Raw genomic sequence first — 26888 nt, 5'->3', positions numbered from 1 at the left:
CTGTTGTGGCGAGGGAGCTTGCTCCCGCTGGGGCGCGTAGTGGCCCCAAAAAAATGGGAGCGCTGCGCACTGGAGCGGGAGCAAGCTCCCTCGCCACAGTGAGCGGTGCATGGCACAAAAAAAGGCGACCGTAGTGGTCGCCTTTCATCCTGCAGGGTAAGGCTTACTGCACCTCTACCGCCAGGCTTTCACTGATCTTTTTCTGCCAGATGGCAGGACCGGTGATGTGTACCGACTCGCCCTTGCTATCCACTGCAACGGTAACCGGCATGTCTTTCACGTCGAACTCGTAGATCGCTTCCATACCCAGCTCGGCGAACGCCACGACGCGGGATTTCTTGATGGCTTGGGCCACCAGGTAAGCCGCGCCGCCCACTGCCATCAGGTAAACCGCTTTGTGGTCCTTGATCGCTTCGATAGCGGTCGGACCGCGCTCGGATTTGCCGATCATGCCCAACAGGCCGGTTTGCTCGAGGATCTGGCGGGTGAACTTGTCCATCCGCGTGGCGGTGGTCGGACCGGCAGGCCCCACCACTTCTTCGCGTACCGGATCAACCGGGCCGACGTAGTAAATGAAGCGACCCTTGAGGTCCACCGGCAGGGTTTCGCCCTTGTTCAGCATCTCGACCATGCGCTTGTGCGCCGCGTCGCGACCAGTGAGCATCTTGCCGTTGAGCAGTACGGTTTCGCCCGGCTTCCAGCTCTGTACGTCTTCCGGGGTCAGGGTGTCGAGGTTGACGCGACGGGCCGACGGGCCGGCTTCCCAGACGATTTCGGGGTAGGCGTCCAGCGGTGGTGCTTCCAGCGACGCAGGGCCCGAGCCGTCGAGCACGAAGTGCGCGTGACGGGTGGCGGCGCAGTTGGGGATCATGCACACCGGCAGCGAGGCCGCGTGGGTCGGGTAGTCCATGATTTTCACGTCGAGTACGGTGGTCAGGCCACCCAGGCCCTGGGCGCCGATGCCCAGTTGGTTGACCTTCTCGAACAGCTCCAGGCGCATCTCTTCGATGCGGTTGGACGGGCCGCGCTTCTTCAGCTCGTGGATGTCGATGGATTCCATCAACACTTCCTTGGCCATCACGGCGGCCTTCTCGGCGGTGCCGCCGATGCCAATGCCGAGCATGCCCGGTGGGCACCAGCCGGCGCCCATGGTCGGAACGGTCTTGAGCACCCAGTCGACGATCGAGTCGGACGGGTTGAGCATGGCCATTTTCGACTTGTTCTCGGAACCACCGCCTTTGGCGGCCACGTCCACTTCCACGGTGTTACCCGGGACGATGGAGTAGTGGATCACGGCCGGGGTGTTGTCCTTGGTGTTTTTACGCGCACCGGCCGGGTCGGCGAGGATCGAGGCCCGCAGCACGTTTTCCGGCAGGTTGTACGCCTGGCGCACGCCTTGGTTGATCATGTCGTCCAGGCTCATGGTGGCGCCATCCCAGCGCACGTCCATGCCGACACGTACGAATACGGTGACAATCCCGGTGTCCTGGCAGATCGGGCGGTGGCCGGTGGCACACATGCGCGAGTTGATCAGGATCTGTGCCATGGAGTCACGGGCCGCTGGCGACTCTTCGCGCAGGTAGGCCTCGTGCATCGCCTGGATGAAGTCAACGGGATGGTAATAGGAAATGAATTGCAGGGCGTCGGCAACGCTCTGAATCAGGTCGTCTTGCTTGATCACGGTCATGAGTCGCGCTCCTCTATAAGGGAACATTCAATAAAGGTGGCGTCAGTGTTGCATCGGTCGGCTGAAGCCACCTTTCCAAGGCACGCCAAAGTGGTGCAGGCGCGACGCTAAAAAGGCGCGGCAGTATAACCCGCCGCGGTGGCCGATACACCCGACTATGGTCATGAATGCCGGTCCCGGTTCACTGTAGGAGCGAGCTGGCTCGCGAAAAACGTGAATCTGGTGGGTTTCGTCAGGCCGCCCGCGTTATCGTTAGCGACCTTCGCGAGCAAGCTCGCTCCTACAGTTGAAGAGTTTTATGCCTGAACTTCACGTCGGCGAACGCCACTGGTCGGTAGCCGCCGGCAGCAACTTGCTGGATGCCCTGAATCAGGCAGGTGTGGCCGTGCCCTACAGCTGCCGCGCCGGCAGCTGCCATGCCTGCCTGGTGCGTTGCCAGGGTGACCTTCAGGACAATCAACCGGATGCCCTGAGCCCGGCGCAACGCCAGGACGGCTGGCGCCTGGCCTGCCAGTGCCAGGTGACGGGTGACTTGCAGGTCGAAGCCTTTGATCCGCTGCGTGATGGATTGCCGGCGACGGTCCAGAGCGTCGATTGGTTGACCCCGAACGTACTGCGCCTGCGGCTGCACCCCGAGCGCGGCTTGCGCTACCGGGCGGGGCAGCATCTGGTGCTCTGGGCGGGCAGCATTGCGCGGCCGTACTCATTGGCCAGCCTGCCCCAGGACGATCCGTTTCTCGAATTTCACATCGATTGCCGCCTGCCCGGCGAGTTCAGCGACGCCGCCCGCCAGTTCAAGGCCGGTGACAACCTGCGCTTGGGCGAACTGCGGGGCGGGGCGTTGCAGTACGACCCCGACTGGCAATCCCGACCGCTTTGGCTGCTGGCCTCGGGCACCGGGCTTGGCCCGTTGTGGGGCGTGTTACGTGAGGCCTTGCGCCAGGATCACCAAGGCGCCATCCGGGTCATTCATCTGGCCCATGACGCTGGCGGTCATTATCTGGCCGAGCCGCTGGCGCAGCTGGCTGCGGCCCATCCGAACGTGACGGTTGAGCTATGGACGGCGGCCGGGTCGACTGACGCTTTGGCGCAACTGCGGCTTGTTTCCCGGCAAACTCTGGCCTTACTCTGCGGGCACCCTGCCAGCGTCGAGGCCTTCTCCAAGCGCCTGTTCCTGGCCGGACTGCCGCGTAATCAACTGCTGGCCGATGTGTTCCTGCCCCGTGGTTGAGCGCTGAATTTTCCAGCCGCGAGATTTGCCATGACCGATGCCATCCTGCAGCAACGCGAACGCGGGTTGCTGATCCTGCAGCTCAACCGCCCGGACAAGAAAAACGCCCTGACCCGCGCCATGTACAGCCAATTGGCCGAGGCGCTGGAGCAGGCGGATGCCGATACCCGCGTCAACGCGGTGTTGATCCAGGGCAGCAGCGAGTGTTTCACCGCCGGTAATGATATTGGCGACTTCCTGGAACAACCGCCGGCTGATCTCGACAGCCCGGTGTTTCACTTCATGCGCAGCTTGCTCAATTGCCGCAAGCCGGTGATTGCGGCCGTGGCGGGTGTGGCGGTGGGGATTGGTACGACGCTGCTGCTGCATTGTGACCTGGTGTATGTCAGCCGGGATGCGCGGTTGCGCATGCCGTTCGTCAACCTGGGGTTGTGTCCGGAGTTTGGTTCCAGCTTGATTCTGCCGCGTTTGCTGGGGCATGCCAAGGCGGCGGAATTATTGCTGTTGGGTGAAGGCTTTACCGGCGAGCAGGCTGCCGCTTGGGGCATTGCCACTGAGGCATTGGGCAGCGGTGAATCGGCCCTGGCCAAGGCGCGGGAAGTCGCTGGACGGTTTGAGACCCTGGCGCCGGGTGCGGTGCAGGTCAGCAAGCATCTGATGAAAAGCGTCGATCGCGAGCAGTTGCGCAAGGTGATCGAGGAGGAGGGGGCGTTGTTTACCCAGCGGTTGAAGTCGCCGGAAGCGATTGCGGCGTTGTCGGGGTTTATCGTTCGGCGATGAATGGGCGTTGACTGTTCGGACGTCTTCGCGAGCAAGCCCGCTCCCACATTCGACCGCATTTCTTCAGAATGTACGCGGTTAAATGTGGGAGCGGGCTTGCTCGCGAAGAGGCCAGTAAAGCCAATACACAAGCCAATCTGAAATGCAAAAAGCCCCGCCATTCACAGGGCGGGGCTTTTGTTTTTCAGCGTGTCACTCAGACCATTGGGTCGCCAACGTGCAGGATCTTCATGCCGTTGGTGCCGCCGATGGTGTGGTAGCTGTCGCCCTTGGTCAGGATGACCCAGTCGCCTTTCTCTACTACGCCGCGCTTGAGCAACTCGTCGATCGCGGCCTGGCTGACTTGCTCAGGCGGCAGCGATGCCGGGTCGAACGGTACGGTGTAGACGCCACGGAACATGGCCGCGCGGGCCTGGGTTTCGCGGTGCGGGGAGAATGCGTAGATCGGGATCGAAGAACGGATGCGCGACATGATCAACGGCGTGTAGCCACTTTCGGTCAAGGCGATGATCGCTTTCACGCCCGGGAAGTGGTTGGCGGTGTACATGGCGGCGAGCGCGATGCTCTGGTCGCAGCTTTCGAAGACCTTGCCGATACGGTGGCTGGAGGTCTTGCTGGTCGGGTGCTTTTCAGCGCCGACGCAGATGCGTGCCATGGCCTGCACGGCTTCCAGCGGGTACGGGCCAGCCGCACTTTCAGCCGAGAGCATCACGGCGTCGGTGTAATCGAGCACGGCGTTGGCCACGTCGGACACTTCGGCACGGGTTGGCATCGGGTTCTGGATCATCGACTCCATCATCTGGGTCGCAACGATCACCGCTTTATTGTGGCGACGTGCGTGCAGGATGATTTTCTTCTGGATACCGATCAGCTCGGCGTCACCGATTTCCACGCCGAGGTCGCCACGGGCAACCATCACGGCGTCGGACGCCTTGATCAGGCCGTCGAGGGTTTCGTCATCGGCCACGGCTTCGGCGCGTTCGATCTTCGCCACCAGCCAGGCAGTACCGCCGGCTTCGTCGCGCAGTTTACGGGCGTATTCCATGTCGGCGGCGTCGCGCGGGAAGGATACCGCGAGGTAGTCCACTTCCATTTCGGCGGCGAGCTTGATGTCGGCCTTGTCTTTTTCAGTCAGGGCCGGGGCAGTCAGGCCACCGCCGCGACGGTTGATGCCTTTGTGGTCCGACAGCGGGCCGCCGATGATCACGGTGCAATTCAGTTCGGTCGGGGTGGCGGTGTCGACGCGCATTACCACACGGCCGTCGTCCAGCAGCAGTTCGTCGCCGACGCCGCAGTCTTTCACCAGGTCCGGGTAGTCGATACCCACGACTTGCTGGTTGCCTTCGGTCAGGGGATGGCTGGTGGAGAAAGTGAACGGGTCACCGATCTTCAGCTCGATCCGCTTGTTGGTGAATTTGGCGATACGGATTTTCGGGCCTTGCAGGTCACCCAGCAATGCAACGAAGCGGCCATGCTTGGCGGCCAGGTCACGCACCAGCTTGGCGCGAGCCTTGTGCTCGTCCGGGGTGCCGTGGGAGAAGTTCAGACGGGCAACGTCCAGGCCAGCCAGAATCAGCTGTTCGAGGACTTCCGGCGAGTTACTGGCCGGGCCAAGGGTGGCGACGATTTTGGTACGACGGACGGACATGCACGGACTCCTGAGTTCAAGCGCTGAGGAAGGCTACTATGCTCTTTGGTTGTAGTCATTGTTCGTTTGCACTACTTATCGATGATTCGCTTGTTTTCACTCTGTATGAACAGATGAACAACCTTGAAGATTTTCGATGAAGGGTCGATACACTGCACAAGACAGGAGAACCCCCATGCGAATCGTGATCATTGCTGCCCTGGCCGTCAGTGTTGTCGGCTGCACCCGTTGGTCGATGGACCATCATTTGAACAACGCGTACCGCGCCTATGGCGTCGGCGATTGCCAGCGGGTCACCCTTGAGTTGTCCCAGGTCGACCGTGAGAGCCGTTCCCGGCGCTATGTGCAGCCGGAAGTCTCGATGCTGCGCGGGCAGTGCCTGGAGCGCGAGAAACTGTTCGTCGATGCGGCGCAAACCTATCAGTTCATCATCAGCCAGTACCCGGCGAGCGAATACGCTTTCCGTGCCCGTGCTCGCCTGGACACCCTGCAGCAACTGGGGCATTACCCCGGTGCGAGCACCGCCCAGCCGCGTCCCGCGTCGTTGTGATGATATTTGTCAGGCCATAGCTGGCTCGTTGCCAGTCTTGGGCTAATCTTTGAAGGTCAGTTTGTATAAGTTTCTATTCAAACGGATGGAATACCCGGATTTGGCAGTTGTAGAAGTGGCAACGCGTTTGCGATTGTCGCACCGATATCCGGGGAGAGCGGGCCTTTGGGCTCGTTTCGAATCACTGGAGCGGCCACAAACATGGCCATTGGATGGCGACCTCATCATGTTTACTTCCCGACGGATCGAGCGGCATCAGTTACCTTGCTTTCTTCAAGTGTTCAATCGCCTGACGGACAAGCCCATTGGCTATTTGGGCAATGTCTCCGCGCAGGGGCTGATGTTGATCAGCCAATTGCCCATGATGGTCGACGTGGAGTTCGAGCTGCGCTTGAAGATCCCGGGGCCTGAGGGCCAGGTACAGGCGGTGGACCTCACGGCGACCTGCCTGTGGTGCCATGAGGACATAAACCCCAGGCATTACGACTCCGGGTTCAGTGTGTCCCAGGCGCCCGCCGAATATGGAGAGGTGATCAACGCACTGTTGAGTTACTTCAGCTTTGATCCCTTGCAGGCCTCTGCCTAGGCGCCGTGCGCCAACATTCATAGCACGCCGGCTTTTTTCCAGCCCAGGTAACGGGTCACCAGGGCGGCTCCCAGTTCTGAAGGCAGTGTGTCCAGCAGCGACAGGCCGTGGGCGTTCAAGCGGTCATGGAGTTCGTCCCGGGTGTTGAGATAGTCGACATTCCCGCAATAGGCCAAGGCTTCGGGCAGGGTTTGCACGGGGGCCTGGCGTAACTGGTCAAGGACCTCTTCCCGCAGGCTGGCAACCAGGACACGGTGCTGGCGACTGAGGCGTTTAACAGCGCTCAACAGTTCTTCATCATCCTCATCGCGCAAATTGGTCACGACGATCACCAACGAGCGGCGTTTCTGCCGGGCCAGCAGCTGGCTGGCGGCGGCCTGGTAATCGGCCGTACGCCGGGAAGTGTCCAGGTCATACACCGCATTCAGCAGCAGGTTGAGCTGGCCGCTGCCCTTGACCGGCGCCAGGTAGCGCGGCTGGTCGCAGGCAAAGGTGCAGAGCCCCACGGCATCACCCTGGCGCAGGGCGACATAGCTGAGCAGCAGGCAAGCATTGAGGGCATGGTCGAAGTGCGACAGTTCGGCGTCCTGGCTGCGCATGCGCCGGCCACAGTCGAGCATGAACATGATCTGCTGGTCGCGCTCGTCCTGGTACTCCCGGGCAATGGGCGTGCGTTGCCGTGCGGTGGCTTTCCAGTCGATCTGGCGCAGGCTGTCGCCCTCGCGAAACTCGCGCAGTTGATGAAATTCCAGGCCCAGCCCGCGCCGTTGGCGCTGACGTACGCCAAGCTGGTTGAGCCAGTTGTCCACCGCCAGCAGCTGCGCGCCATACAGGCGCGCGAAGTCCGGGTAGACCCGGGTGGCATCGGTGACGTCTATCAACCGCCGTGCCGACCACAACCCCAGAGGGCTGGGAAGGTGGACTTCGCACCAGGTAAAACTGAAATGCCCGCGCCTTTGGGGTTTCAACCGGTAACCCAATTCACTCTGCTCTGCGGGCCGCAGTTCGATGGATTGTGGCAGGTTCTCCACCGTCAAACCGTCCGGTACATGATCGAATACCTGGACCACCATTGGCTGGGGATAGTCGTGGTCCAGCGTCACCCGCACCTCACCCCAGCGACCCAGCGCCAGGCTCCCGGGCATCTGCCGTCGCACGCGCGGGGATGGCCGGCGGCGCAAACGGCCGGCATCCAGCAGGGCCAGTAACAACAGGGCCAGCAGCAGGCCCCACGTCACGGCGTGCAGGGTGTCTGGCACCTTGATCTGCAGCGCCCCCAGTGCGCCGAGCAGGACACTCAGGCCCAGCAGCACACCGAGCCAGATCAATAGCAGGCGGGTCGGTCTCATGGGCGTGTCATTGCCGTGGCGCCGGGACTTGGTCCAGCAGTTGCTTGAGCACCTGGTCGACTTCCAGCCCGTCGATATCCAGCTCCGGGGCAATGCGCACCCGATGGCGCAGCACTGCCAGGGCGCAGCCCTTGATGTCGTCCGGGGTAACGAACTCGCCCCCACGCAGCAAGGCCCGGGCCCGGGCGCCGCGCACCAGGGCGATGGAGGCCCGCGGGCCCGCGCCGATGGTCAGGCCCGGCCAACTGCGGGTGGTTCGGGCCAGGCGCACGGCGTAGTCGAGTACTTGTTCATCCAGCGCCAGTTCACTGGCGATCTGTTGCAACTGCAACACATCTTCGGCGTGCAGCACCGTTCGCAGGGGTTGCACGTCGAGCATGTCGGCCCGGGATGAACGGGTGACTTCGCGCACCATGTCCAGTTCCTGCTGCGCCTCGGGGTAGTCCATGCGCACCTTGAGCATGAAGCGATCCAGTTCGGCCTCGGGCAACGGGTAAGTGCCTTCCTGCTCGATGGGGTTCTGGGTGGCCAGTACCATGAACGGTTGGCCGATGGGCAGCGCCTCGCCTTCAAGGGTTACCTGGCGTTCCTGCATGGCTTCCAGCAACGCCGCCTGGGTTTTCGCCGGGGCACGGTTGATCTCGTCAGCCAACAGCAGGTTGGTAAACAACGGCCCCTTGCGCAGCTTGAACTGCTCGGTATGCAGGTCGTACACGGCATGGCCGGTCACGTCGCTGGGCATCAAATCCGGTGTGAACTGGATACGTGCGAACTCTCCACCAAAACAGCGCGCCAGGGCTCGTACCAGCAAGGTTTTGCCCAGGCCAGGAACACCTTCAAGCAGTACGTGGCCACCGGCGATCAACGCCGTGAGCACGTCATCGATCACCTGCTCCTGGCCGATGACCGCCTTGCGCAGTTCGACGCGCAAGGCCTGGGCCAGTTGGCTGGCGCGCTGAATCGGGTCTGCGGCTGGAAATTCGCTCATAGGGCATTCCTGAGGGTTTGCAGGCTAGCCACCTGGCGGCTGAAATCGGCACTGGAGAGCCGTTTTGCCGGGAGTGGGCCGAGGGCCTGGCTGATGACGAGGGAGGGTTGGCGGGTCAGGCGTTCAAGCACCCGTGATTGTTCGGCGGTGTCGAGGTGTTCGAACCCGGGGTGACGGCGCCTTGCAGTGCGTTGGATGTCGCGCTGCAAGGCGTGCAACAAGCTGTTTTGGCCGCTGCGGCGCAGCAGGAAGTCGGCACTGGCTTTCAGATGTTCCTGCAATTGCCGGCGTGCCTTGGGGGCGGGTTGCCGGATCGGGCCCTGGCGCAGGCTGGCGTGCCATAACCCGAGGGCGATCAATGCGGTGAGTGCCACCAGGGCCTGGGGGAAATAGCGCAGCAACAGGCTGAACAGATCCTCGACATCCGTGTTGAACAGCAGCGTGACCTGCGTCCCCTGGCTCAGGTACCAGAGCAGCCAGGCGTTATCGTATTGGCCAATGGCCGGGCTTTTCCACAGGTCGCTGTCGGTGACCACCGTCACACGGCCTTGCCCGAGGTTGACCTGCATCAGGTGCGTCGACTTGGCACTGTTGGCCGAGAATTGCGCCAGGTGCCTGGGGTCGGTGAGATTGAAGTCGGTGTCGAAGCTGAAATAGGCCGGGGCCGTTTCGTTGTCCACGTAGAGTTTGGTCAGGTCCGGCGTTCTCTTTTTACGCGCCGGTGCTGGCGCGTCGAACGCTTCGCTGAAGGATTGGTGTATCTGCACGCGGTCCAGCAGCAGGTCACCACTTTTGCCGCTGTCCTCATCCCACAGCGCTTCGGCGACCAGCAGCAGGTGGCCGCCAGCCCGGGTCCATTGCAGCAATTGCTCGACCTGCGGCGGGCTCATGCTACTGCGCTCGCCCAGCAACAGCAGGCTGTTGCCTTTGGGCGAAAGACTGGCCAGCCGTTCCAGGCTGTTGGCGTGTTCCACCTCCAGGCCTTGCTGGCGCAGAAAGTGTTCCGCCGCCAGGTAAGGGTTGGCGAGGGCTTCGGGCGAAGGGCCGCGGTCGACCACCTCCTGATATGGGATCGCCTTGTGCCAGGCATAAAAACCGCCTGCTGCGAGCAGGCACGCCACGAGCAGTCCGACCCACAGCAATGGCCGGTTCATTGCGCAGCTCCCGGGCCGAACAGCGCTCGCCAACGGCTGCATAGCTGTTGTTGCGCCAAGGCAGGCGGCAGGCGGTGGCCGTAGGCAAGGTTTTGCCAGTAGCGGGTCAGTTCGTCGCTGAACGCCAGCAACTGCGGTTGTTGCAGTTGGCGGATGCGCTCAAGGACCTGGCCTTCCGTGTCGGCGCTTTTCAGCGGCAGGTTGAAGTCGTGCAGCAGGCGGCTGAGCAACCCACGGTAAAGTAAGCCGAGGGCTTCCCGGGGCTGCGTTGCCCAGAGCTGTTCGGCGGTGCTGGCGATGTCTTCGGGCAGGGTATCTGCCCCCAGTTCGAGGCCGAACAACTGCGAGGGGGCGGGCTTGGCAGCCTTGGGCTTGCGGGGGCTGCGACGGCTGACAAAGGCATGCAGCCAGTCGCGATAGCGCCAGATCACCAGTGCCAGGCCACCCACCAGCAATCCCCAGAGCAGCACTTCAAGGCCCTTCGCGATGTGCTTGAACGAATCGCTGTTGAGGTTTTTCAGCAATGCTTCCAGCCAGGCTGGCAACTTGCCTTCACCTTTCGGTTTGTTTTTGTCCGCCGCTTTTTCTTCGCCGAAGCGGTAGCGGGTGACGGTCTCGGCGTTTTTGAACGGTGGCTGCTCCAGCAGCGCCTTGATCGACTGACTGGCCGATTGTGTACTCAGGGGCTTTGGGGGCGCCGGTTCATCGGCCCATGCCGATGGGGGCGCCGGAACCAGCATCAGCCCGATCACCAGCAGCAGTACCGGCGCCACGCCGCTCAGGCGCTGGCGCAGCCGGCGGAATACCAGTTCCAGGTCCCAGGCTTCCAGCAGGGTACGGCGGTTCAGGTACAGGCTGAAACCGCAGGCGACATAGATAGGCTCCCAGAACACCAGGATCAGCGCATAGAAGGCGTTGGTCAGGTGTTCCAGCCAGAGCCAGTCGTGCCCTGCGGTGAGCACCAGCTGTTGCCAGTCCCAATCCCGCTCGACCTCCTGGGGCAGGAAAAAATAGAACACGGCCATCAACCCGAACCACAGGGCGATTTCCAGGTGTACCCCGATCAGGGTCAGCCAGCGCGCAGCGCCGGCGTTGCGTTGTTGCAGTACACCAAGACGTTGTTGGCGCGCCTGGCCTTTCAGGCCTTCGAGCTGGACCACCGGCATCACGAAGCTGCGGCTCAGGCTGAAACGTCGCCAGGTCAGGCTGGCCAGCAGTTGGCCCTTGAGCAGGCGTGGCGAGTGACGCAGGGCTTGTTTCAGGCTGGGTGTTTCGCCGAACAGGGCCTTGGACAGGATATACAGTGGCAGGCGGTCGAATGCCGGTTTCAACCACCAGAACAGTAACAGCGCGGTGGAGGGATGATTCCACAGCAGCACGCTGAGCAACGCGAAGATCGGTAAACTCACGAGGGCCCAACTGCTCATCAGCAGCAGCCGATGTTCGCGGGCCAGCAGGATGCCGAGGTCCATGGCTTCCCACGAGGTACGCGGGCGGATCACGACGCTGGCATCACTCAGGCGCATGGCGGTTCCGTCCGGCAAACAGCAGGTAGGCGGCCATCAGCAACCAGAGGGCGGCGCCCACCAGGTACTTGATCCACGGCGCCACCGCCGTGGTGGAAGACCAGTACGCCTCGATAAACGCGGCGATCAGCAGGAACACCATCACACCGCAAATCATTTGCACGCTTTTACGCGCGGCCAGTCGCAGGGATTCACCTCTCGTCAGTTGCCCCGGCGCAATCAAGGACCACCCCAGTTGCAGGCCGGCCGCGCCAGCCAGGGCGATGGCACTGAGTTCGAAGGCGCCGTGGCCAATCACGAATGACCAGAAGGTCTGGCCGTAGCCGATTTGTGTCAGGTGCCCGGCAACGGCACCAATGATCAGGCCATTGAAGAACAGGAAAAACACGCTGCCCAGGCCGAACAACAGCCCGGCGGCAAAGGTCTGGAACGCGATGCCGATGTTGTGCATCACGTAGTAGCCAAACATCATCCAGTCTTCGCTGGAGGCACGTTCGGCTGCCCGGCCCAGGCGGCTGGCATCCGGGTCGTACATGCTTTGCATCTCAGCCACTTGTTGGGGGCTGACGATGCTGTAGATCAGGTCTGGGTACAGGTACACCAGCAACGCGATGCCCATCAGGCTGCCAAAGAACAGCAGGCTGGCGACCAACACGAATGGCCATTGCGCGCGAACCAGCCTGGGGAAGTCGGCCAGCAGGAAGCTCAGTACATTTGCGCTCAACTGGCTGCGATGCCGATACAGCTGTTGATGGCCGCGCAAGGCAAGCTGCTGCAATGGATCAACCAGATAACTGCTGTAGCCACGTTCCTGGGCCAGCGCCAGATGCTGGCACAACTGCCGGTACTGATGAGGGAAGTCGGTGAAGTCAGCGCGCTTGGCTTTGCCCTTTTCAAGCTGTGTCAGTTGCGTGGCAAAGGCTTGCCATTGTGCCTGGTGGCGGCTTTCGAAAAGACTCTGCTTCATGCTGGCCCCAACAATCCACGAGCCACGCCGTTCAGTTCCGCGACGGCGCGGGCAGGGGAGACCTGCAGGGGAGTGGCCAGGATCGCGGCCAGTTCGTTGACTCGTTCGGCGGACAGTTCGCCCTGGCGTTCGGCGAAGCTGAGAATCGCCCGTTGTTCGTTCAGCTCCAGGGCGAACGGCAGACGCAGCGCCGGGGCTTGCGGCACTTGCGGACGGGAAAGTGGTTGTTCGCGATAGATCACCAGGGTCCCGGCCGCCAGGTCACCCAGGCGTTTGAAGTTGGGGTGTTGCAGGCAACTGATGGCGCCGAGGAAGTAGCCGAACGGCAACATGTCGACAAAGCGCAGCAGGTTGCGGATCAGCGAGGCGGACCAGCCGATGGGCGTACCGTCGTCCTGCACCACCCGCAAGCCCATGATCTGCTTGCCGGGTGAGCAGCCCTGGTTGAGCACTTCGAACAGCACCATGTACCACCAACTGACGAGGAACAGCAGCAGCGAGCCCAGGCCGATGCCCAGGTTTCCGAGAAACGCCAGGGCGATGAACAGGATGCCGAGAATCAGGCCGCGCAACCCCAGGTCGAACGCAAATGCTAGCGAGCGGACCAGCGGGCCGGCCGGGCGCAGGGGCAGGTCGATGCCCTCCGGGGTCTCGATCTGGTAGCGGGTATCCAGTGGCGCTGATGGCATCGCGGTCCTTGGCAGTGCGGCGCTGGCGCCTGGGCGGCAGCGGCGGGGTTGGAAAGACGGATGCTAGCAGTGTCGACGGTGGAAGCAACCACTCAACGATTTACTGAATGTTTGTACAGTGAACACAGCGCTGGCCCCCGGTGCCGTCAAGCGCCTAGACTTTGCCGGTCTTCAGCACAGGAATAGCCCGTGACCACCATTTTCTGGTACGACTATGAAACCACCGGCATCAACCCGCGTACCGACCGCCCACTGCAGGTAGCCGGCATTCGCACTGACCTTGAACTCAACGAAGTCGGGGCGCCGGTCAATCTTTATTGCCAGCCCAGCGACGATATCCTGCCGCACCCGGCGGCGTGCGCGATTACCGGCATCACGCCCGGGGTGCTGGCGGAAAAAGGCCTGGCCGAAGCCGACTTCATGACCCGGGTACACGCCGAACTGGCCGCCCCGGGCACCTGCGGGGCGGGCTACAACACCTTGCGTTTTGACGACGAGATGACGCGCTACAGTCTGTACCGCAACTTTTTTGATCCCTATGCCCGAGAGTGGCAGGGCGGTAACAGCCGCTGGGACCTGATCGACGTAGTTCGCACCGCCTACGCCCTGCGCCCGGACGGGATCGTCTGGCCGGAACAGGACGGGCGCGTCACCCTCAAGCTTGAGCGGTTGACGGCCGCCAACGGCATCGACCACGGCCAGGCCCACGACGCCTTGTCCGATGTGCGCGCCACCATCGCCCTGGCGCGGTTGATCCGCGAGAAGCAACCCAAGCTCTATGACTGGCTGTTTCAACTGCGCAGCAAGCAACGGGTGATGGACCAGATTCGTTTGTTGCAGCCGATGGTGCACATTTCCGGTCGCTTTTCTGCCGAGCGTCATTACCTGGGCGTGGTGTTGCCGCTGGCCTGGCATCCGCGCAATCGCAATGCGTTGATCGTCTGTGACCTTGGGCTCGATCCCCAAGGGCTGTTGGACGAGGATGCCGATACCTTGCGCCGGCGCTTATATACCCGTCGTGATGACCTTGCCGAAGGTGAGTTGCCGGTACCGCTCAAATTGTTGCACATCAATCGCTGCCCGGTAGTCGCACCGTTGAGTGTGCTTCGGTCACAAGACCGCGAGCGTCTGCAACTGGATATGGATGAGTGTGAGGCGCGGGCCCTGCGGCTAAGCGACGCACAGGAACTATGGCGCGATAAATTAGCGCTGGTTTATGCCGAGGAAGATTTTGCGCCAAGCGCTGATCCCGAGCAGCAGCTATACGATGGTTTTATCGGGGATCGTGATCGACGTTTATGTGAGCAAGTGAGAGTCGCCGAGCCTGCGCAACTAGCGCGCCAGCAATGGCCTTTCGATGATGAGCGTTTACCTGAATTATTATTTCGCTATCGCGCGCGTAACTTCCCTGACACCTTGGATAGTGAGGAGCAACAACGCTGGAGAGTTTTCTGTCAGCAACGTTTGTCAGACCCTCAATGGGGGGCGCCAAACACCCTTGAAGCTTTTAAACAGGCACGTCTTGAGTTGGCTGTTAGTGCTACACCGTTTCAGCAGCAGGTGCTTGATGAGTGGCAGGAGTATGTTGACTCTTTAGCCGCACGAATGAGCCTGTAATCGGTACGCCGGTAAAATACGGACAATAAAAAACGCCAGCTAGCTGGCGTTTTTTATTGCGTTGCGTATCACGCGGCGTCCTGGTGAGGCTTAGCCCAGCAGGGTAGCCCAGCCTTCAACCACGTCGCCGCCCCACTTGGCTTTCCACTCTTTCAGCGTCTTGTGGTTGCCACCTTTGGTTTCAATCACTTCGCCGTTATGCGGGTTTTTGTATTGTTTAACCTTACGTGCACGCTTGGTGCCGGTAGTTTTTACGGCACCACGTGGAGCCTTAACTTTCGACTCTGGATCCAGCAGCGCGATGATGTCACGCAGGGATTTGGAGTATTCGCCCATCAGGGTGCGCAATTTGCCTTCGAATTCCAGTTCGGTTTGCAGTTTGTCGTCTTGGGACAGATTCTTCAAACGGGCTTGCAGCTCTTTGATAGCTTCTTCGGTGGCACGGTATTCGTTGATCAGGGACATGGTGACTACCTTATGTAGGGCGCTGGGTGAAAGGGGATAGTGGCCCAATAATAGTCAGACAGTTTGCTCAAGTAAACATTTAAGGCCGCATTTATGTAATTTACTTTGGTTGTTTGTGGCAAAAGGGTGGAATTGAGTTAATTAGTAAGGGTCAAGGCCTAAAGATACTCTCGTTAAGTCCTGGCTTACTGGCTGAGTCCATGGGATAGCACACATATAATGGGTAAAACCTTACGTTATTAAGGGGCAGGGCGGGCTCGCGTGATCAGAATAAGCGTAGAGGAATACTGCAGTTTTTGTGCGCAATCGCTAGAATGGCGGCCTTTGTGAAGTTCTGGAGTTTCCCCCTAATGCGCACTTTTCGGCTGGTGATTGCTTGCCCGGACCGGGTTGGCATCGTTGCCAAGGTCAGTAACTTTCTGGCTTCCCATAACGGCTGGATCACCGAAGCGAGCCATCACTCGGACAATCTCAGCGGCTGGTTCTTCATGCGTCACGAAATTCGTGCCGATACGCTGCCCTTTGGTCTAGAGGCATTTCGCGAGGCATTTGCGCCGATCGCTGAAGAGTTCTCGATGACCTGGCGCATCACCGACACGGAACAGAAAAAGCGCGTGGTCCTGATGGCCAGCCGTGAGTCCCACTGCCTGGCAGACTTGCTGCACCGCTGGCACAGCGACGAGCTGGACTGTGAAATTTCCTGCGTGATTTCCAACCATGACGACCTGCGCAGCATGGTCGAGTGGCACGGCATCCCTTACTACCATGTCCCGGTCAACCCGCAGGACAAGGAGCCGGCTTTCGCCGAGGTCTCGCGCCTGGTCAAGCACCACGACGCAGACGTCGTGGTGCTGGCGCGCTACATGCAGATCCTGCCGCCGGAACTGTGCAGTGAGTACGCCGGCAAGGTGATCAACATTCACCACAGTTTCCTGCCGTCGTTTGTGGGCGCCAAGCCGTATCATCAAGCGTCCCTGCGCGGTGTAAAGCTGATCGGCGCTACGTGCCACTACGTCACCGAAGAGTTGGACGCAGGTCCGATCATCGAACAGGACGTTGTGCGTGTCAGCCATAGCGACAGCATCGAAGACATGGTCCGTTTTGGCCGTGACGTCGAGAAGATGGTGCTGGCCCGCGGCCTGCGCTATCACCTGGAAGACCGGGTGCTGGTGCACGGCAACAAGACGGTCGTGTTCTGATCGACGTGTTCTGATTGAAGAATGAGGGGCCTGGGCGTTAAATCGCTACAGGCCCTTTTTTTGGGCCACGGGAGAGGATTGGAGAATGAGCGATCCACTTGATAAAGCCACGTCCAAAGCCCCTGCGACGCTGGGAGAGGGTTGTTTGAGTCGATATGACCCGGATGACTTGAGCAGTGAAGACGGCACCGAGTTTCCAGGCGCCGCCGAGTTGTGGGAACAACTGCAGGACACGTCCGAATCGCCGGAAGAAAAGGCGTCAGCCCCTGCACAAGGCCGCCACTGACGCCGTTGCATCAGATCCGGAAACTGCCCACCAGTTGTTTCAAGCGCGCTGCCTGCTGTTCCAGGTCGGAACAGGCGCGCAACGTCGATTGCAGGTTCTCCACACCTTCCTGATTGAGGGTGTTGATCTCGGTGATGTCCATGTTGATCGACTCCACCACCGAGGTCTGTTCCTCGGTAGCGGTGGCCACCGACTGGTTCATCCCGTCAATCTCGCCGATGCGCTGGGTCACGCTGTTCAGGCGCTCGCCCGCCAGGTTGGCGATTTCCACGCTGTCCTGACTGTGACGCTGGCTTTCGCTCATGGTGCTGACCGAATCCCGCGCGCCCACTTGCAGTTCCTCGATCATCTTCTGCACTTGCTGCGCCGATTCCTGGGTGCGGTGTGCCAGGTTGCGCACTTCATCGGCCACTACCGCGAACCCGCGACCGGCTTCCCCGGCCCGTGCGGCTTCAATCGCCGCGTTGAGGGCCAACAGGTTGGTTTGCTGGGAAATGCTGGTGATCACTTCCAGGATCTGCCCGATGTTCACCGTCTTGCTGTTAAGCGCTTCGATATTGGTGCTGGAGGCGCTGATCATCTGCGACAACTGGTTCATCGCCTTGATATTGCGCTCCACCACCTGCTGCCCGTCTTCGGCCAGTTGTCGGGCATCGCTGGCCTGGTTGGAGGCCTGTGCGGCGTTGCGGGCGATTTCCTGGGCGGCGGCCCCCAGTTCGTTGATGGCGGCGGCGACGCTGTTGGTGCGGTTGGCCTGCTCGTCGGAATTAACCATCGAGGAGTTGGAGGCGCTGACCACCCGCAGGGCCACTTCATTGACGTGCTCGGTGGCCGAGGACACTTCGCGAATCGAGGTGTGAATCCGCTCCACGAAGCGATTGAACGCGGTACCGAGCACGCCGAATTCGTCGTGGTTCTGGATGGTCAGGCGGCGGGTCAGGTCACCTTCGCCGTCGGCGATGTCTTCCATGGCTCGGGTCATGACGTGCAATGGCTGCAGGAGGATGCGGATCAGCATGCCCAGCAGGGCGATGATGATCACCACCGCAATGATCGTGGCAATGATCGCCGAGGTGCGGAACTCACTGAGCATGGCGAAGGATTTATCTTTATCCACCGACAGGCCGAGGTACCAGTTCACCGAGGGGAGGCCCTTGATCGGGGTAAAGGTGACGATGCGGGTTTTGCCGTCGACTTCGACTTCACTGAAATCGCTGCTGATCTTCGGGGTGTTTTTTGGATAGACGTCAGCCAGGGCTTTCATCACCAGGCTTTTGTCCGGGTGCACCAGCACTTTGCCGTCGGCGCTGACCAGGAAGGCATACCCCATGCCGCCGAAGTTCAGGGCACCGATGTTGTCCACCAGGGTTTGCAGGCTCAGGTCGCCGCCCACCACGCCAACACTCTGCCCGGCTTTGCTGCTGGGGGTGGCAATGGAGATGATTAACTGGCCGGTAGCCGCGTCAATGTAGGGTTCGGTCAGGGTGGAGCCGTTGCTGCCCTGTGCGCCCTTGTACCAGGGGCGTACACGCGGGTCGAAGCCGTCGGGCATCTTGGTGTCGGGGCGGATCACGAAACCGCCTTTGCTGTCGCCCAGGTAGGTGGCCATGAACGAAGACGTCAGGGCTTTCTGTTCCAGCAGGTTGGCGACGTTAATTGAATCCGGGTTGATGGCGATGTTCTGCGCGGCGCTTTCGATCAACACAATGCGCCCGGCGAGCCAGGTCTGGATATTGCTGGCGGTGACATCACCCATTTCATGCAGGTAATTGTTCAGATCGTCGCGAATCGCATTACGCTGCAAGTAGTCGTTGTAGAGGGTGAACAACGCAAAGGCGGCAATGACGATAAGAGCGGCGGCAAGCAGGATTTTATGGCTGAAACGCAGATTTTTATTCATGGCTTGTGGGGTCCGCTATGGTCTTAATATCCGATGCACGTCCTTTTGGGGCGCGCAAAATGGCTGCGTCAAAAAAAGTGTGATATTTCCATCTGCTCCTGCAGGAATTATCCGGCCCGTTTTTTCTAAGACTTTCTGGGTCTCTCGCTTCAACTGTATCGACCACGGCGTGCTAAAGATTAACCATGGGTGACAAAATGCCTGACTCCACGCAACTCATTATTGGTGCAGATCTTCAAGGTCAGCCGATCGCCCAGTCGATGCGCCTGGCCAACCGCCACGGCCTGATCGCGGGTGCCACCGGTACCGGCAAGACCGTCACGTTGCAGCGCCTGGCGGAAGCCTTCAGCGATGCCGGCGTCGCGGTATTTGCCGCCGACATCAAGGGCGACCTGTGTGGCCTGGGCGCTGCGGCCAACCCTCAAGGCAAGGTCGCCGAGCGGATTGCCGGCATGCCTTTCCTTAATTACGCGCCCAAGGCTTATCCGGTGACGTTGTGGGATATCCACGGCCAGTCCGGTCATCCGCTGCGTACCACCATGAGTGAAATGGGCCCGCTGTTGCTCGGCAGCCTGTTGGAGCTCACCGACAGCCAACAATCAGCGCTTTATGCGGCCTTTAAGGTGGCCGACCGCGAAGGCCTGTTGCTGCTGGATCTGAAGGACCTCAAGGCGCTGCTGAACCATTTGCGCTACCACCCGGAATTGCTGGGGGAAGACGCGGCCTTGATGACCACGGGTTCCAGCCAGGCGCTGTTACGGCGCCTGGCGGTGCTGGAGCAGCAGGGGGCCGAAGCGTTGTTCGGCGAGCCGGCGTTGCAACTGGAAGATATCCTGCAGCCCGCCAGTGACGGGCGCGGTCGTATTCACCTGTTGGACGCCAGCCGGCTGGTGCATGAGGCACCGAAGGTGTACGCGACCTTCCTGCTCTGGCTGCTGGCCGAACTGTTTGAGCAACTACCGGAGCGCGGCGATGCCGACAAGCCGTTGCTGGCGCTGTTTTTCGATGAGGCGCATCTGTTGTTCGCCGATACGCCAAAAGCCCTGCAGGATCGCCTGGAACAAGTGGTGCGGCTGATTCGTTCGAAAGGGGTCGGTGTGTATTTCGTCACCCAGTCTCCGGGAGACCTGCCGGACACGGTACTGGCGCAACTGGGCTTGCGCATCCAGCACGGCCTGCGGGCGTTCACTACCAAAGAGCAGAAATCCCTGCGAGCCGTGGCCGATGGCTTCCGTCCCAACCCGGCGTTTGATGCGCTGGCGGTGCTGACCGAATTGGGTACGGGTGAGGCGCTGGTGGGAACCTTGCAGGAAAAGGGGACGCCCGAGGTAGTCCAACGCGTGCTGGTGGCGCCGCCGCAATCGCGGATCGGGCCATTGAGCGAAGCCGAGCGGGCGGCGTTGATTGCCGCTTCGCCGTTGCTGGGGCGCTATGACAAACCGATTGACCGGGAGTCGGCGTACGAAGTGTTAATGGCGCGCAAGGACCTGGGGCCGCAACAGGAGGCGACGCCCGCCGCTGAAGAACCGAGCTTCACCGACAAGGCCGGTGCGTTCCTGGGGACTACGGCAGGCAAGGCACTGAAATCGGCGATGCAACAGGCGGCCAATCAGATGGGCCGGCAATTGGTGCGCGGGTTACTGGGGTCGTTGTTGGGTGGCAGCAAACGTAAATAACGATGCGATCAAATGTGGGAGCGGGTTCTGCGCCGGGTCTCAGGTTTTGGGCTTGGCGTGAGCGGCCAGCCGCTCCAGTGCTGCGCGCAAATTCGGGTCGGTAATTCCGTCTGCCGTGGCCTGAATGGTTTCGGCCGCAACCTCCGACAGATCCATTGTGTGCCCCGCCGCACCTTGCTGCACGGTCGGCGGTTGTACCTTGAACTGAATGCGCGTCAGGCTGGCGAATTCATCGAAAGCCATTAATTGGCGCTGCAAACGTTTTTGCTGATAGCGCAGGCGCGTCGCCCAATGGCCGTCGGTGACGATCAGCAGCAGATTGCCTTCACGCCACGAAGCCACATGGCAGTGTTCGCGGGCGGCGGGTTGCAGTTGGCTTTCTACCAGGCGTTGCAGATGACCAAGGCGTTGCGCATGGCCGAAGATGGCTTTTAAAGGCTTGGCTTCGCGAAGCAACACGGCGGGAGCTCGAGCCGTAAGAGGGCGAAATGCCATGACTAGACACCTTAAGTAACAGAGCTGCCATGGTAGCAGAAAGCGTCTGCACCGCTGCGGCCATTGCATTACCGGCAGTTTATCCATTAAATCAATGAGTAACTTATTGCCTGAATGGGTTGAAGTTCAGCAAAAAGCCCTTATTTTAAACAAGCCCTCTAAGAGCGCCGTGCCAGCATCGTGGAATAACGCCACTTTCCTCACCCACGTTTCCGGGTAGAATGCTCGTTCGCATGCGGCCATGAGGGCTGCTCGGGCGACTCACGGGGCGCCCTCCATCCCTATGTGTGGAAGAACCTGCCGATATGTTTGCGCCTTTGTTAAAGAAACTTTTTGGAAGCAAGAATGAGCGCGAAGTCAAACGCATGCTCAAGACGGTGCAGCTGGTCAATGCCTTCGAAGAGCAGATGGTTGCCCTTTCGGACGAGCAATTGCGCGCCAAGACCGAAGAGTTCAAGGCCCGCATAGCCAAAGGTGAAACCCTCGACAAGCTGCTTCCCGAAGCCTTTGCGGTCGCCCGCGAAGCCGGTAAGCGTGTCATGGGCATGCGCCACTTCGACGTTCAGTTGATCGGCGGCATGACCTTGCATGAAGGCATGATTGCCGAAATGCGTACCGGTGAAGGCAAGACCCTGGTGGCAACCCTGGGCGTTTACCTCAACGCGCTGTCCGGCAAGGGCGTGCACGTTGTGACAGTGAACGACTACCTGGCTCGCCGGGACGCCAACTGGATGCGTCCGCTGTATGAATTCCTCGGCCTGACGGTCGGCGTTGTCACGCCGTTCCAGCCGCCGGAAGAGAAGCGCGCCGCCTACGCTGCCGACATCACCTACGGTACCAACAACGAATTCGGTTTCGACTACCTGCGCGACAACATGGCGTTCAGCATGGAAGAAAAATTCCAGCGCGAACTCAATTTTGCCGTGATCGACGAAGTCGACTCCATCCTGATCGACGAAGCCCGTACCCCGCTGATCATCTCCGGTCAGGCCGAGGACAGCTCGCGCCTGTATACCGAAATCAACAAGCTGATCCCGCGCCTTGAGCAACATATCGAGGAAGTGGAAGGCGTGGTGACCAAAGAAGGTCACTTCACCATCGACGAAAAGACCCGCCAGGTCGAGCTCAACGAAGCCGGTCACCAGTTCGTCGAAGACATGCTCACCCAGATCGGCCTGCTGGCCGAAGGCGAGAGCCTGTACTCGGCGCACAACCTGGGCCTGTTGACCCACGTGTATGCCGGCCTGCGCGCTCACAAGCTGTTCCATCGCAACGTTGAATACATCGTGCAGGACGGCCAGGTCGTACTGGTCGACGAACACACCGGTCGTACCATGCCGGGTCGCCGTTTGTCGGAAGGCCTGCACCAGGCGATCGAAGCCAAGGAGGCCCTGAACATCCAGGCTGAAAGCCAGACCCTGGCCTCGACCACCTTCCAGAACTACTTCCGTCTGTACAACAAGCTGTCCGGCATGACCGGTACAGCCGACACCGAAGCGTTCGAATTCCACCAGATCTACGGTCTGTCGGTGATGGTTATCCCGCCGAACAAGCCACTGGCGCGTAAAGACTTCAACGACCTGGTGTTCCTGACCGCCGAAGAGAAATACGCTGCAATCGTCGCCGACATCAAGGAATGCATGGCCCAGGGCCGTCCGGTGCTGGTGGGTACCGCTACCATCGAAACTTCCGAGCACATGTCCAGCTTGCTGGCCAAGGAAGGCATCGAGCACAAGGTCCTCAACGCCAAGTTCCACGAAAAAGAAGCCGAGATCATTGCCCAGGCCGGTCGCCCGGGCGCACTGACCATCGCCACCAACATGGCCGGTCGTGGTACCGACATCCTGTTGGGCGGTAACTGGGAAGTGGAAGTCGCCTCCCTGGACAACCCGACTCCTGAGCAGATCGCGCAGATCAAGGCCGACTGGCAAAAGCGCCACCAACAAGTGCTGGAGTCCGGCGGCTTGCAGGTGATCGCGTCCGAGCGTCACGAATCGCGCCGTATCGACAACCAGCTGCGTGGTCGTGCCGGTCGTCAGGGTGACGCCGGCTCCAGCCGTTTCTACCTGTCCCTGGAAGACAGCCTGATGCGCATCTTCGCCTCGGATCGGGTGAAGAACTTCATGAAAGCCCTGGGCATGCAGTCCGGTGAAGCGATTGAGCACCGCATGGTGACCAATGCCATCGAGAAGGCCCAGCGCAAGGTAGAAGGCCGTAACTTCGACATTCGTAAGCAGCTGCTCGAGTTCGATGACGTCAACAACGAACAGCGTAAAGTGATTTATCACATGCGTAACAGTTTGTTGGCCGCCACCAACATCGGCGAGACCATTGCCGATTTCCGCCAGGACGTGCTCAACGCCACCGTCAGTGCACACATTCCGCCACAGTCCTTGCCTGAGCAGTGGGATGTTGCCGGTCTGGAAGCCGCGTTGAAGAGCGACTTCGGTGTCGATTTGCCGGTCCAGCAATGGCTCGACGAAGACGACCACCTGTACGAAGAAACCCTGCGCGAGAAGCTCATGACCGAGCTGCTGGCCGCTTACAACGAAAAAGAAGAGCAGGCGAGTGCCGAAGCACTGCGCACCTTCGAGAAGCAAATCGTACTGCGCGTGCTGGACGACCTGTGGAAAGACCACCTGTCGACCATGGACCACCTGCGTCACGGCATCCACCTGCGTGGCTACGCCCAGAAGAACCCGAAGCAGGAGTACAAGCGCGAGTCGTTCACGCTGTTCTCCGAGCTGCTGGATTCGATCAAGCGCGATTCGATTCGTGTGCTGTCCCACGTTCAGGTGCGTCGCGAAGACCCGATCGAGGAAGAAGCCCGCCTGCGTCAGGAAGCCGAGGCACTGGCTGCGCGCATGCAGTTCCAGCACGACGAAGCGCCTGGCCTTGAGGCGCCGGAAGTCTTGGGTGAAGAGGTCGATGTGGCCCTGGCTCAAGCTCCGGTGCGCAATGAGCAGAAGCTGGGTCGCAATGAACTGTGCTGGTGCGGTTCGGGCAAGAAGTTCAAACACTGCCACGGCGAAATCAACTAAGATTTTCGCCTGACGCTGCAACACCCCGCGCCGCGACCGGCATCAGCCGTCGCGGCGTTTTGCCATTTTGTCACCGTCGAGAGCGACGGGTCACACATCCACTATTTTTAGGAGCGCATTCATGGCTGTTGGTCTTGGTCCTTTGCCCACGTTGCACCCGGTTGCCGGTTTTGAACTCGGTATTGCTTCGGCCGGCATCAAACGCCCGGGGCGCAAGGATGTGGTGGTGATGCGCTGTGCCGAAGGCTCGACCGTCGCGGGTGTGTTCACCCTGAACGCGTTCTGCGCGGCTCCGGTGATTTTGGCCAAGCAGCGGGTTGAAGGCCCGGTGCGTTACCTGCTGACCAACACTGGCAATGCCAACGCCGGCACCGGCGAGCCTGGCCTGGCCGCTGCTGCCCGTACCTGCGCCAAGCTGGCAGAACTGACTGGCGTTGATGCCAACCAGGTGCTGCCGTACTCCACCGGCGTGATCGGTGAGCCGTTGCCGGTCGAGAAAATCGAAGGCGCGTTGCAAGCCGCACTGGATGACTTGTCGGTGGATAACTGGGCGGCTGCGGCCACCGGCATCATGACCACTGACACCCTGCCCAAAGGCGCGAGCCGCCAGTTTGTGCACGAAGGCGTCACCGTGACCGTCACCGGCATCAGCAAAGGCGCCGGCATGATCCGCCCGAACATGGCGACCATGCTCGGCTACATCGCCACCGACGCCAAAGTCTCCCGCGATGTGCTGCAAAACCTGATGCTCGACGGTGCCAACAAGTCGTTCAACCGCATCACCATCGACGGCGATACCTCGACCAACGATTGCTGCATGTTGATCGCCACCGGCCAGGCCGACCTGCCGGAAATCACCTCGTCCAACGGCGCGTATTTCGCAGCGTTGAAGCAGGCCGTGTTCGAAGTGTGCATGGACGTGGCCCAGGCCATCGTGCGTGACGGTGAAGGCGCCACCAAGTTTGTGACGGTTGAAGTCAACGGCGGCGGCAATCACCAGGAATGCCTGGATGTGGGCTACACCGTGGCCCACTCGCCGCTGATCAAGACTGCACTGTTTGCCTCCGACCCGAACTGGGGCCGTATCCTGGCCGCTGTGGGCCGTGCCGGTGTGCCGGACCTGGACGTGAGCAAGATCGATGTATTCCTTGGCGAGGTGTGCATCGCCAGCCGTGGCGCCCGGGCCGAGACCTACACCGAAGCCCAGGGTTCTGCGGTGATGCAGCGGGAAGAAATCACCATCCGTATCGAACTGGGTCGCGGTGAGTGCAGCGAAACCATCTGGACCACCGACCTGTCCCACGAGTACGTGAAGATCAACGCGGAATACCGCACCTGATACCAGGCAGGTCTTCAAACCGATTCAGAGGAAATAGTGCGGTGAAACGAGTTCATGTAGCAGCAGCGGTCATCCGGGGTGTCGACGGCAGGATTCTGCTGGCGCGCCGCGCCGATACCCAGCATCAGGGCGGCCTCTGGGAGTTTCCCGGTGGCAAGGTGGAGGCCGATGAATCGGTCGCTACTGCGCTGTCCCGTGAATTGCAGGAAGAGCTGGGTATCCAGGTGACGGCGGCTCGCCCGCTGATCAAGGTGCAGCATGATTACCCGGACAAACAGGTGTTACTGGATGTCTGGGAGGTCTCGGCCTTTACTGGCGAGCCCCACGGTGCCGAAGGACAACCCCTTGAATGGGTGTCCCAACGGGACCTGCCGAACTATGAGTTTCCGGCGGCCAATGCGCCGATCGTGGCGGCGGCGCGTTTGCCGACTGAATACCTGATCACTCCCGGTGAGCTGGAAACCCCGACCCTGCTGCGTGGCATTCAAAAGGCCATCGCGGGCGGCATCAAACTGGTTCAGCTGCGTGCCCCCAACGGTTACGACCCCAAGTACCGTGACCTGGCGGTGGACGCCGTGGGCCTGTGTGCGGGCAAGGCGCAACTGATGCTCAAGGGGCCGTTTGAATGGCTGGGGGATTTTCCCGCGGCCGGCTGGCATATGACCTCGGCGCAACTGCGCAAGTACGCCAGCAAGGGACGTCCTTTGCCGAAGGATCGCTGGTTGGCGGCGTCTTGCCACAATGCTGAGGAATTAGCCTTGGCGGAGTTGATGGACGTGGATTTCGTCACCTTGTCGCCGGTGCAGCCGACCCAGACTCATCCTGATGCCCAGCCGTTGGGCTGGGAGCAGGCGCAGCAGTTGATCAGTGGGTTCAGCAAGCCGGTGTTCTTGCTCGGTGGGGTGGGGCCTGCTGAGCGGGAAAAGGCCTGGGAGGCTGGTGCTCAAGGTGTGGCGGGGATTCGGGCGTTCTGGCCTGAGGTTTAGGCACAGCCTTGGCGAGTGGCCAGGGGAGCTGTTGTGGCGAGGGAGCTTGCTCCCGCTGGGCTGCGTAGCAGACCCAAAATATTGGGAGCGCTGCGCACTCCAGCGGGAGCAAGCTCCCTCGCCACAGGTTGCAATCGGTCAGTAAGCATCAGTGCGGCTTTGCCGCCGCCTGCCACAAGATCTCTGCAACGCCCTGGCGCTTGGCAATCACCCTGGCTGCCACAAAGAGCAGGTCCGACAGCCGGTTGATGTACGCCAACCCGACGCCTTCCAGCGGTTCCTCTGCATTCAGGTGCTGACACCGACGCTCCGCACTGCGAGCCAGGCTGCGGCACACATGAGCCTGGGCAATCAACGCCGAACCACCCGGCAGAATGAAGTTCTCCAGCGGCCCGACTTCTTCATTCCAGCGATCGATCGCCGCTTCAAGCCGGTCGACTTCCGCCGCATTCAGCGCCTTGTACACCGGCATCGCCAACTCGCCGCCCAGGTCAAACAGTCGATGCTGGCAAGGCGTCAGCACCTCGATCACATCCTTCAACGCCGGATGCTGCCCGCTCTGTTCCTCAAGACCCGCCAACAACAAACCCAACTGACTGTTCAGCGCATCGACTTCGCCAATCGCCTCGACCCGTGGATGGTCCTTGGGCACGCGGCGACCATCGCCCAGGCCGGTTTCGCCCTTGTCGCCGGTACGGGTGTAAATCTTCGACAGGCGAAAGCCCATGG

At 60.8% G+C, this 26888-nt stretch carries 23 protein-coding genes; 11 read left to right on the top strand and 12 right to left on the bottom strand.

From position 1 onward, the window contains the following. Positions 1-163: 163 nt before the first annotated feature. Positions 164-1687 carry a fumarate hydratase gene (locus LIY45_RS05375; RefSeq protein ID WP_003214142.1) on the bottom strand — a complete coding sequence of 508 codons (1524 nt, stop codon included), beginning with the start codon at positions 1685-1687 and terminating at the stop codon, positions 164-166. Between the two features lie 298 nt (positions 1688-1985). Between LIY45_RS05375 and LIY45_RS05370 the strand changes: the two genes are divergently transcribed. Then, positions 1986-2918, top strand: a complete 933-nt coding sequence (locus LIY45_RS05370) for an iron-sulfur-binding ferredoxin reductase (RefSeq protein ID WP_226475589.1) — start codon at positions 1986-1988, stop codon at positions 2916-2918. A 30-nt stretch (positions 2919-2948) separates the two neighbouring features. Next, positions 2949-3698: an enoyl-CoA hydratase-related protein gene (locus LIY45_RS05365; protein WP_226475588.1), complete on the top strand. Its 750-nt coding sequence runs from the start codon at positions 2949-2951 to the stop codon at positions 3696-3698. 196 nt (positions 3699-3894) lie between these two features. Here LIY45_RS05365 and pyk read toward each other — a convergent pair whose 3' ends face one another. Continuing rightward, on the bottom strand, positions 3895-5346 hold the full coding sequence (pyk, locus tag LIY45_RS05360) for a pyruvate kinase (RefSeq protein ID WP_226475587.1): 1452 nt from the start codon (positions 5344-5346) through the stop codon (positions 3895-3897). A gap of 175 nt (positions 5347-5521) precedes the next feature. Here pyk and LIY45_RS05355 point away from each other — a divergent pair, with 175 nt between their 5' ends. Further along, the gene (locus LIY45_RS05355) at positions 5522-5896 is read left to right on the top strand and encodes a tetratricopeptide repeat protein (protein WP_177045979.1); all 375 of its coding nucleotides are present in this window, start codon (positions 5522-5524) and stop codon (positions 5894-5896) included. A 226-nt stretch (positions 5897-6122) separates the two neighbouring features. Further along, complete coding sequence (locus tag LIY45_RS05350) at positions 6123-6482, top strand: PilZ domain-containing protein (protein WP_026077752.1); 360 nt, start codon at positions 6123-6125, stop codon at positions 6480-6482. Between the two features lie 17 nt (positions 6483-6499). Here the strand turns inward: LIY45_RS05350 and LIY45_RS05345 are convergent, their stop codons facing one another. From LIY45_RS05345 to LIY45_RS05320, 6 genes are read right to left on the bottom strand one after another with little or no spacing between them, the layout of a single operon-like run. Further along, on the bottom strand, positions 6500-7831 hold the full coding sequence (locus tag LIY45_RS05345) for a DUF58 domain-containing protein (RefSeq protein ID WP_226475586.1): 1332 nt from the start codon (positions 7829-7831) through the stop codon (positions 6500-6502). 7 nt (positions 7832-7838) lie between these two features. Continuing rightward, the gene (locus tag LIY45_RS05340) at positions 7839-8819 is read right to left on the bottom strand and encodes a MoxR family ATPase (RefSeq protein ID WP_017475652.1); all 981 of its coding nucleotides are present in this window, start codon (positions 8817-8819) and stop codon (positions 7839-7841) included. After that, positions 8816-9973 (bottom strand): DUF4350 domain-containing protein, encoded by a 1158-nt coding sequence (locus tag LIY45_RS05335; RefSeq protein ID WP_226475585.1) that lies wholly within the window; start codon positions 9971-9973, stop codon positions 8816-8818. Before LIY45_RS05335 ends, LIY45_RS05340 begins: the two co-directional genes overlap by 4 nt. Beyond that, entirely contained in the window at positions 9970-11499 is a 1530-nt protein-coding gene (locus LIY45_RS05330) for a DUF4129 domain-containing protein (RefSeq protein ID WP_226475584.1), read from the bottom strand. The genes LIY45_RS05335 and LIY45_RS05330 overlap by 4 nt, the downstream gene beginning before the upstream one ends. Next, entirely contained in the window at positions 11486-12466 is a 981-nt protein-coding gene (locus LIY45_RS05325) for a stage II sporulation protein M (protein WP_226475583.1), read from the bottom strand. Before LIY45_RS05325 ends, LIY45_RS05330 begins: the two co-directional genes overlap by 14 nt. Next, positions 12463-13155 carry an RDD family protein gene (locus tag LIY45_RS05320; RefSeq protein ID WP_226475582.1) on the bottom strand — a complete coding sequence of 231 codons (693 nt, stop codon included), beginning with the start codon at positions 13153-13155 and terminating at the stop codon, positions 12463-12465. Before LIY45_RS05320 ends, LIY45_RS05325 begins: the two co-directional genes overlap by 4 nt. 189 nt (positions 13156-13344) lie before the next feature. Between LIY45_RS05320 and sbcB the strand changes: the two genes are divergently transcribed. Beyond that, complete coding sequence (sbcB, locus tag LIY45_RS05315) at positions 13345-14772, top strand: exodeoxyribonuclease I (protein WP_226475581.1); 1428 nt, start codon at positions 13345-13347, stop codon at positions 14770-14772. A gap of 90 nt (positions 14773-14862) precedes the next feature. Here sbcB and mvaT read toward each other — a convergent pair whose 3' ends face one another. Further along, positions 14863-15237 carry a histone-like nucleoid-structuring protein MvaT gene (gene mvaT / locus LIY45_RS05310; protein WP_005790963.1) on the bottom strand — a complete coding sequence of 125 codons (375 nt, stop codon included), beginning with the start codon at positions 15235-15237 and terminating at the stop codon, positions 14863-14865. Between the two features lie 350 nt (positions 15238-15587). Here mvaT and purU point away from each other — a divergent pair, with 350 nt between their 5' ends. Together purU and LIY45_RS05300 are read left to right on the top strand one after the other, a co-directional pair. After that, on the top strand, positions 15588-16436 hold the full coding sequence (gene purU / locus LIY45_RS05305) for a formyltetrahydrofolate deformylase (protein WP_017475658.1): 849 nt from the start codon (positions 15588-15590) through the stop codon (positions 16434-16436). An 85-nt stretch (positions 16437-16521) separates the two neighbouring features. After that, entirely contained in the window at positions 16522-16722 is a 201-nt protein-coding gene (locus LIY45_RS05300) for a hypothetical protein (RefSeq protein WP_017475659.1), read from the top strand. A 10-nt stretch (positions 16723-16732) separates the two neighbouring features. Here the strand turns inward: LIY45_RS05300 and LIY45_RS05295 are convergent, their stop codons facing one another. Beyond that, positions 16733-18622 carry a methyl-accepting chemotaxis protein gene (locus LIY45_RS05295; protein ID WP_226475580.1) on the bottom strand — a complete coding sequence of 630 codons (1890 nt, stop codon included), beginning with the start codon at positions 18620-18622 and terminating at the stop codon, positions 16733-16735. A 197-nt stretch (positions 18623-18819) separates the two neighbouring features. Here LIY45_RS05295 and LIY45_RS05290 point away from each other — a divergent pair, with 197 nt between their 5' ends. Further along, positions 18820-20298: a helicase HerA-like domain-containing protein gene (locus LIY45_RS05290; protein WP_226475725.1), complete on the top strand. Its 1479-nt coding sequence runs from the start codon at positions 18820-18822 to the stop codon at positions 20296-20298. A gap of 39 nt (positions 20299-20337) precedes the next feature. On the opposite strand, the gene LIY45_RS05285 is transcribed toward LIY45_RS05290, so the two are convergent. After that, positions 20338-20793 (bottom strand): DciA family protein, encoded by a 456-nt coding sequence (locus LIY45_RS05285; protein WP_226475579.1) that lies wholly within the window; start codon positions 20791-20793, stop codon positions 20338-20340. A 305-nt stretch (positions 20794-21098) separates the two neighbouring features. Between LIY45_RS05285 and secA the strand changes: the two genes are divergently transcribed. The 3 genes from secA (at position 21099) to LIY45_RS05270 (ending at position 26159) form a co-directional block, all read left to right on the top strand. After that, positions 21099-23834 (top strand): preprotein translocase subunit SecA, encoded by a 2736-nt coding sequence (gene secA / locus LIY45_RS05280; RefSeq protein ID WP_226475578.1) that lies wholly within the window; start codon positions 21099-21101, stop codon positions 23832-23834. A gap of 121 nt (positions 23835-23955) precedes the next feature. Next, a complete protein-coding gene (gene argJ, locus LIY45_RS05275; protein ID WP_226475577.1) occupies positions 23956-25173 on the top strand; it encodes a bifunctional glutamate N-acetyltransferase/amino-acid acetyltransferase ArgJ in 1218 nt (405 codons plus the stop codon). A 41-nt stretch (positions 25174-25214) separates the two neighbouring features. Beyond that, positions 25215-26159: a Nudix family hydrolase gene (locus LIY45_RS05270; RefSeq protein ID WP_226475576.1), complete on the top strand. Its 945-nt coding sequence runs from the start codon at positions 25215-25217 to the stop codon at positions 26157-26159. Between the two features lie 148 nt (positions 26160-26307). On the opposite strand, the gene LIY45_RS05265 is transcribed toward LIY45_RS05270, so the two are convergent. Then, positions 26308-26886 carry a cob(I)yrinic acid a,c-diamide adenosyltransferase gene (locus LIY45_RS05265; protein WP_008432363.1) on the bottom strand — a complete coding sequence of 193 codons (579 nt, stop codon included), beginning with the start codon at positions 26884-26886 and terminating at the stop codon, positions 26308-26310. Positions 26887-26888: the final 2 nt, after the last annotated feature.

Origin of the sequence: Pseudomonas sp. MWU16-30323, from assembly GCF_020515595.1 — a bacterium.
Taxonomy (GTDB): Bacteria; Pseudomonadota; Gammaproteobacteria; order Pseudomonadales; family Pseudomonadaceae; genus Aquipseudomonas; species Aquipseudomonas yamanorum.
The sequence above is the reverse complement of the archived record's forward strand: the minus strand, read 5'-3'. Positions and strand labels throughout refer to the sequence as shown.

What these genes read in the sequence shown, in the direction of transcription:
- LIY45_RS05375 (WP_003214142.1), bottom strand. Translation starts at nt 1,687, where the DNA reads ATGACCGTGATCAAGCAAGACGACCTGATTCAGAGCGTTGCCGACGCC.
- LIY45_RS05370 (WP_226475589.1), top strand. Translation starts at nt 1,986, where the DNA reads ATGCCTGAACTTCACGTCGGCGAACGCCACTGGTCGGTAGCCGCCGGC.
- LIY45_RS05365 (WP_226475588.1), top strand. Translation starts at nt 2,949, where the DNA reads ATGACCGATGCCATCCTGCAGCAACGCGAACGCGGGTTGCTGATCCTG.
- pyk (WP_226475587.1), bottom strand. Translation starts at nt 5,346, where the DNA reads ATGTCCGTCCGTCGTACCAAAATCGTCGCCACCCTTGGCCCGGCCAGT.
- LIY45_RS05355 (WP_177045979.1), top strand. Translation starts at nt 5,522, where the DNA reads ATGCGAATCGTGATCATTGCTGCCCTGGCCGTCAGTGTTGTCGGCTGC.
- LIY45_RS05350 (WP_026077752.1), top strand. Translation starts at nt 6,123, where the DNA reads ATGTTTACTTCCCGACGGATCGAGCGGCATCAGTTACCTTGCTTTCTT.
- LIY45_RS05345 (WP_226475586.1), bottom strand. Translation starts at nt 7,831, where the DNA reads ATGAGACCGACCCGCCTGCTATTGATCTGGCTCGGTGTGCTGCTGGGC.
- LIY45_RS05340 (WP_017475652.1), bottom strand. Translation starts at nt 8,819, where the DNA reads ATGAGCGAATTTCCAGCCGCAGACCCGATTCAGCGCGCCAGCCAACTG.
- LIY45_RS05335 (WP_226475585.1), bottom strand. Translation starts at nt 9,973, where the DNA reads ATGAACCGGCCATTGCTGTGGGTCGGACTGCTCGTGGCGTGCCTGCTC.
- LIY45_RS05330 (WP_226475584.1), bottom strand. Translation starts at nt 11,499, where the DNA reads ATGCGCCTGAGTGATGCCAGCGTCGTGATCCGCCCGCGTACCTCGTGG.
- LIY45_RS05325 (WP_226475583.1), bottom strand. Translation starts at nt 12,466, where the DNA reads ATGAAGCAGAGTCTTTTCGAAAGCCGCCACCAGGCACAATGGCAAGCC.
- LIY45_RS05320 (WP_226475582.1), bottom strand. Translation starts at nt 13,155, where the DNA reads ATGCCATCAGCGCCACTGGATACCCGCTACCAGATCGAGACCCCGGAG.
- mvaT (WP_005790963.1), bottom strand. Translation starts at nt 15,237, where the DNA reads ATGTCCCTGATCAACGAATACCGTGCCACCGAAGAAGCTATCAAAGAG.
- purU (WP_017475658.1), top strand. Translation starts at nt 15,588, where the DNA reads ATGCGCACTTTTCGGCTGGTGATTGCTTGCCCGGACCGGGTTGGCATC.
- LIY45_RS05300 (WP_017475659.1), top strand. Translation starts at nt 16,522, where the DNA reads ATGAGCGATCCACTTGATAAAGCCACGTCCAAAGCCCCTGCGACGCTG.
- LIY45_RS05295 (WP_226475580.1), bottom strand. Translation starts at nt 18,622, where the DNA reads ATGAATAAAAATCTGCGTTTCAGCCATAAAATCCTGCTTGCCGCCGCT.
- LIY45_RS05290 (WP_226475725.1), top strand. Translation starts at nt 18,820, where the DNA reads ATGCCTGACTCCACGCAACTCATTATTGGTGCAGATCTTCAAGGTCAG.
- LIY45_RS05285 (WP_226475579.1), bottom strand. Translation starts at nt 20,793, where the DNA reads ATGGCATTTCGCCCTCTTACGGCTCGAGCTCCCGCCGTGTTGCTTCGC.
- secA (WP_226475578.1), top strand. Translation starts at nt 21,099, where the DNA reads ATGTTTGCGCCTTTGTTAAAGAAACTTTTTGGAAGCAAGAATGAGCGC.
- argJ (WP_226475577.1), top strand. Translation starts at nt 23,956, where the DNA reads ATGGCTGTTGGTCTTGGTCCTTTGCCCACGTTGCACCCGGTTGCCGGT.
- LIY45_RS05265 (WP_008432363.1), bottom strand. Translation starts at nt 26,886, where the DNA reads ATGGGCTTTCGCCTGTCGAAGATTTACACCCGTACCGGCGACAAGGGC.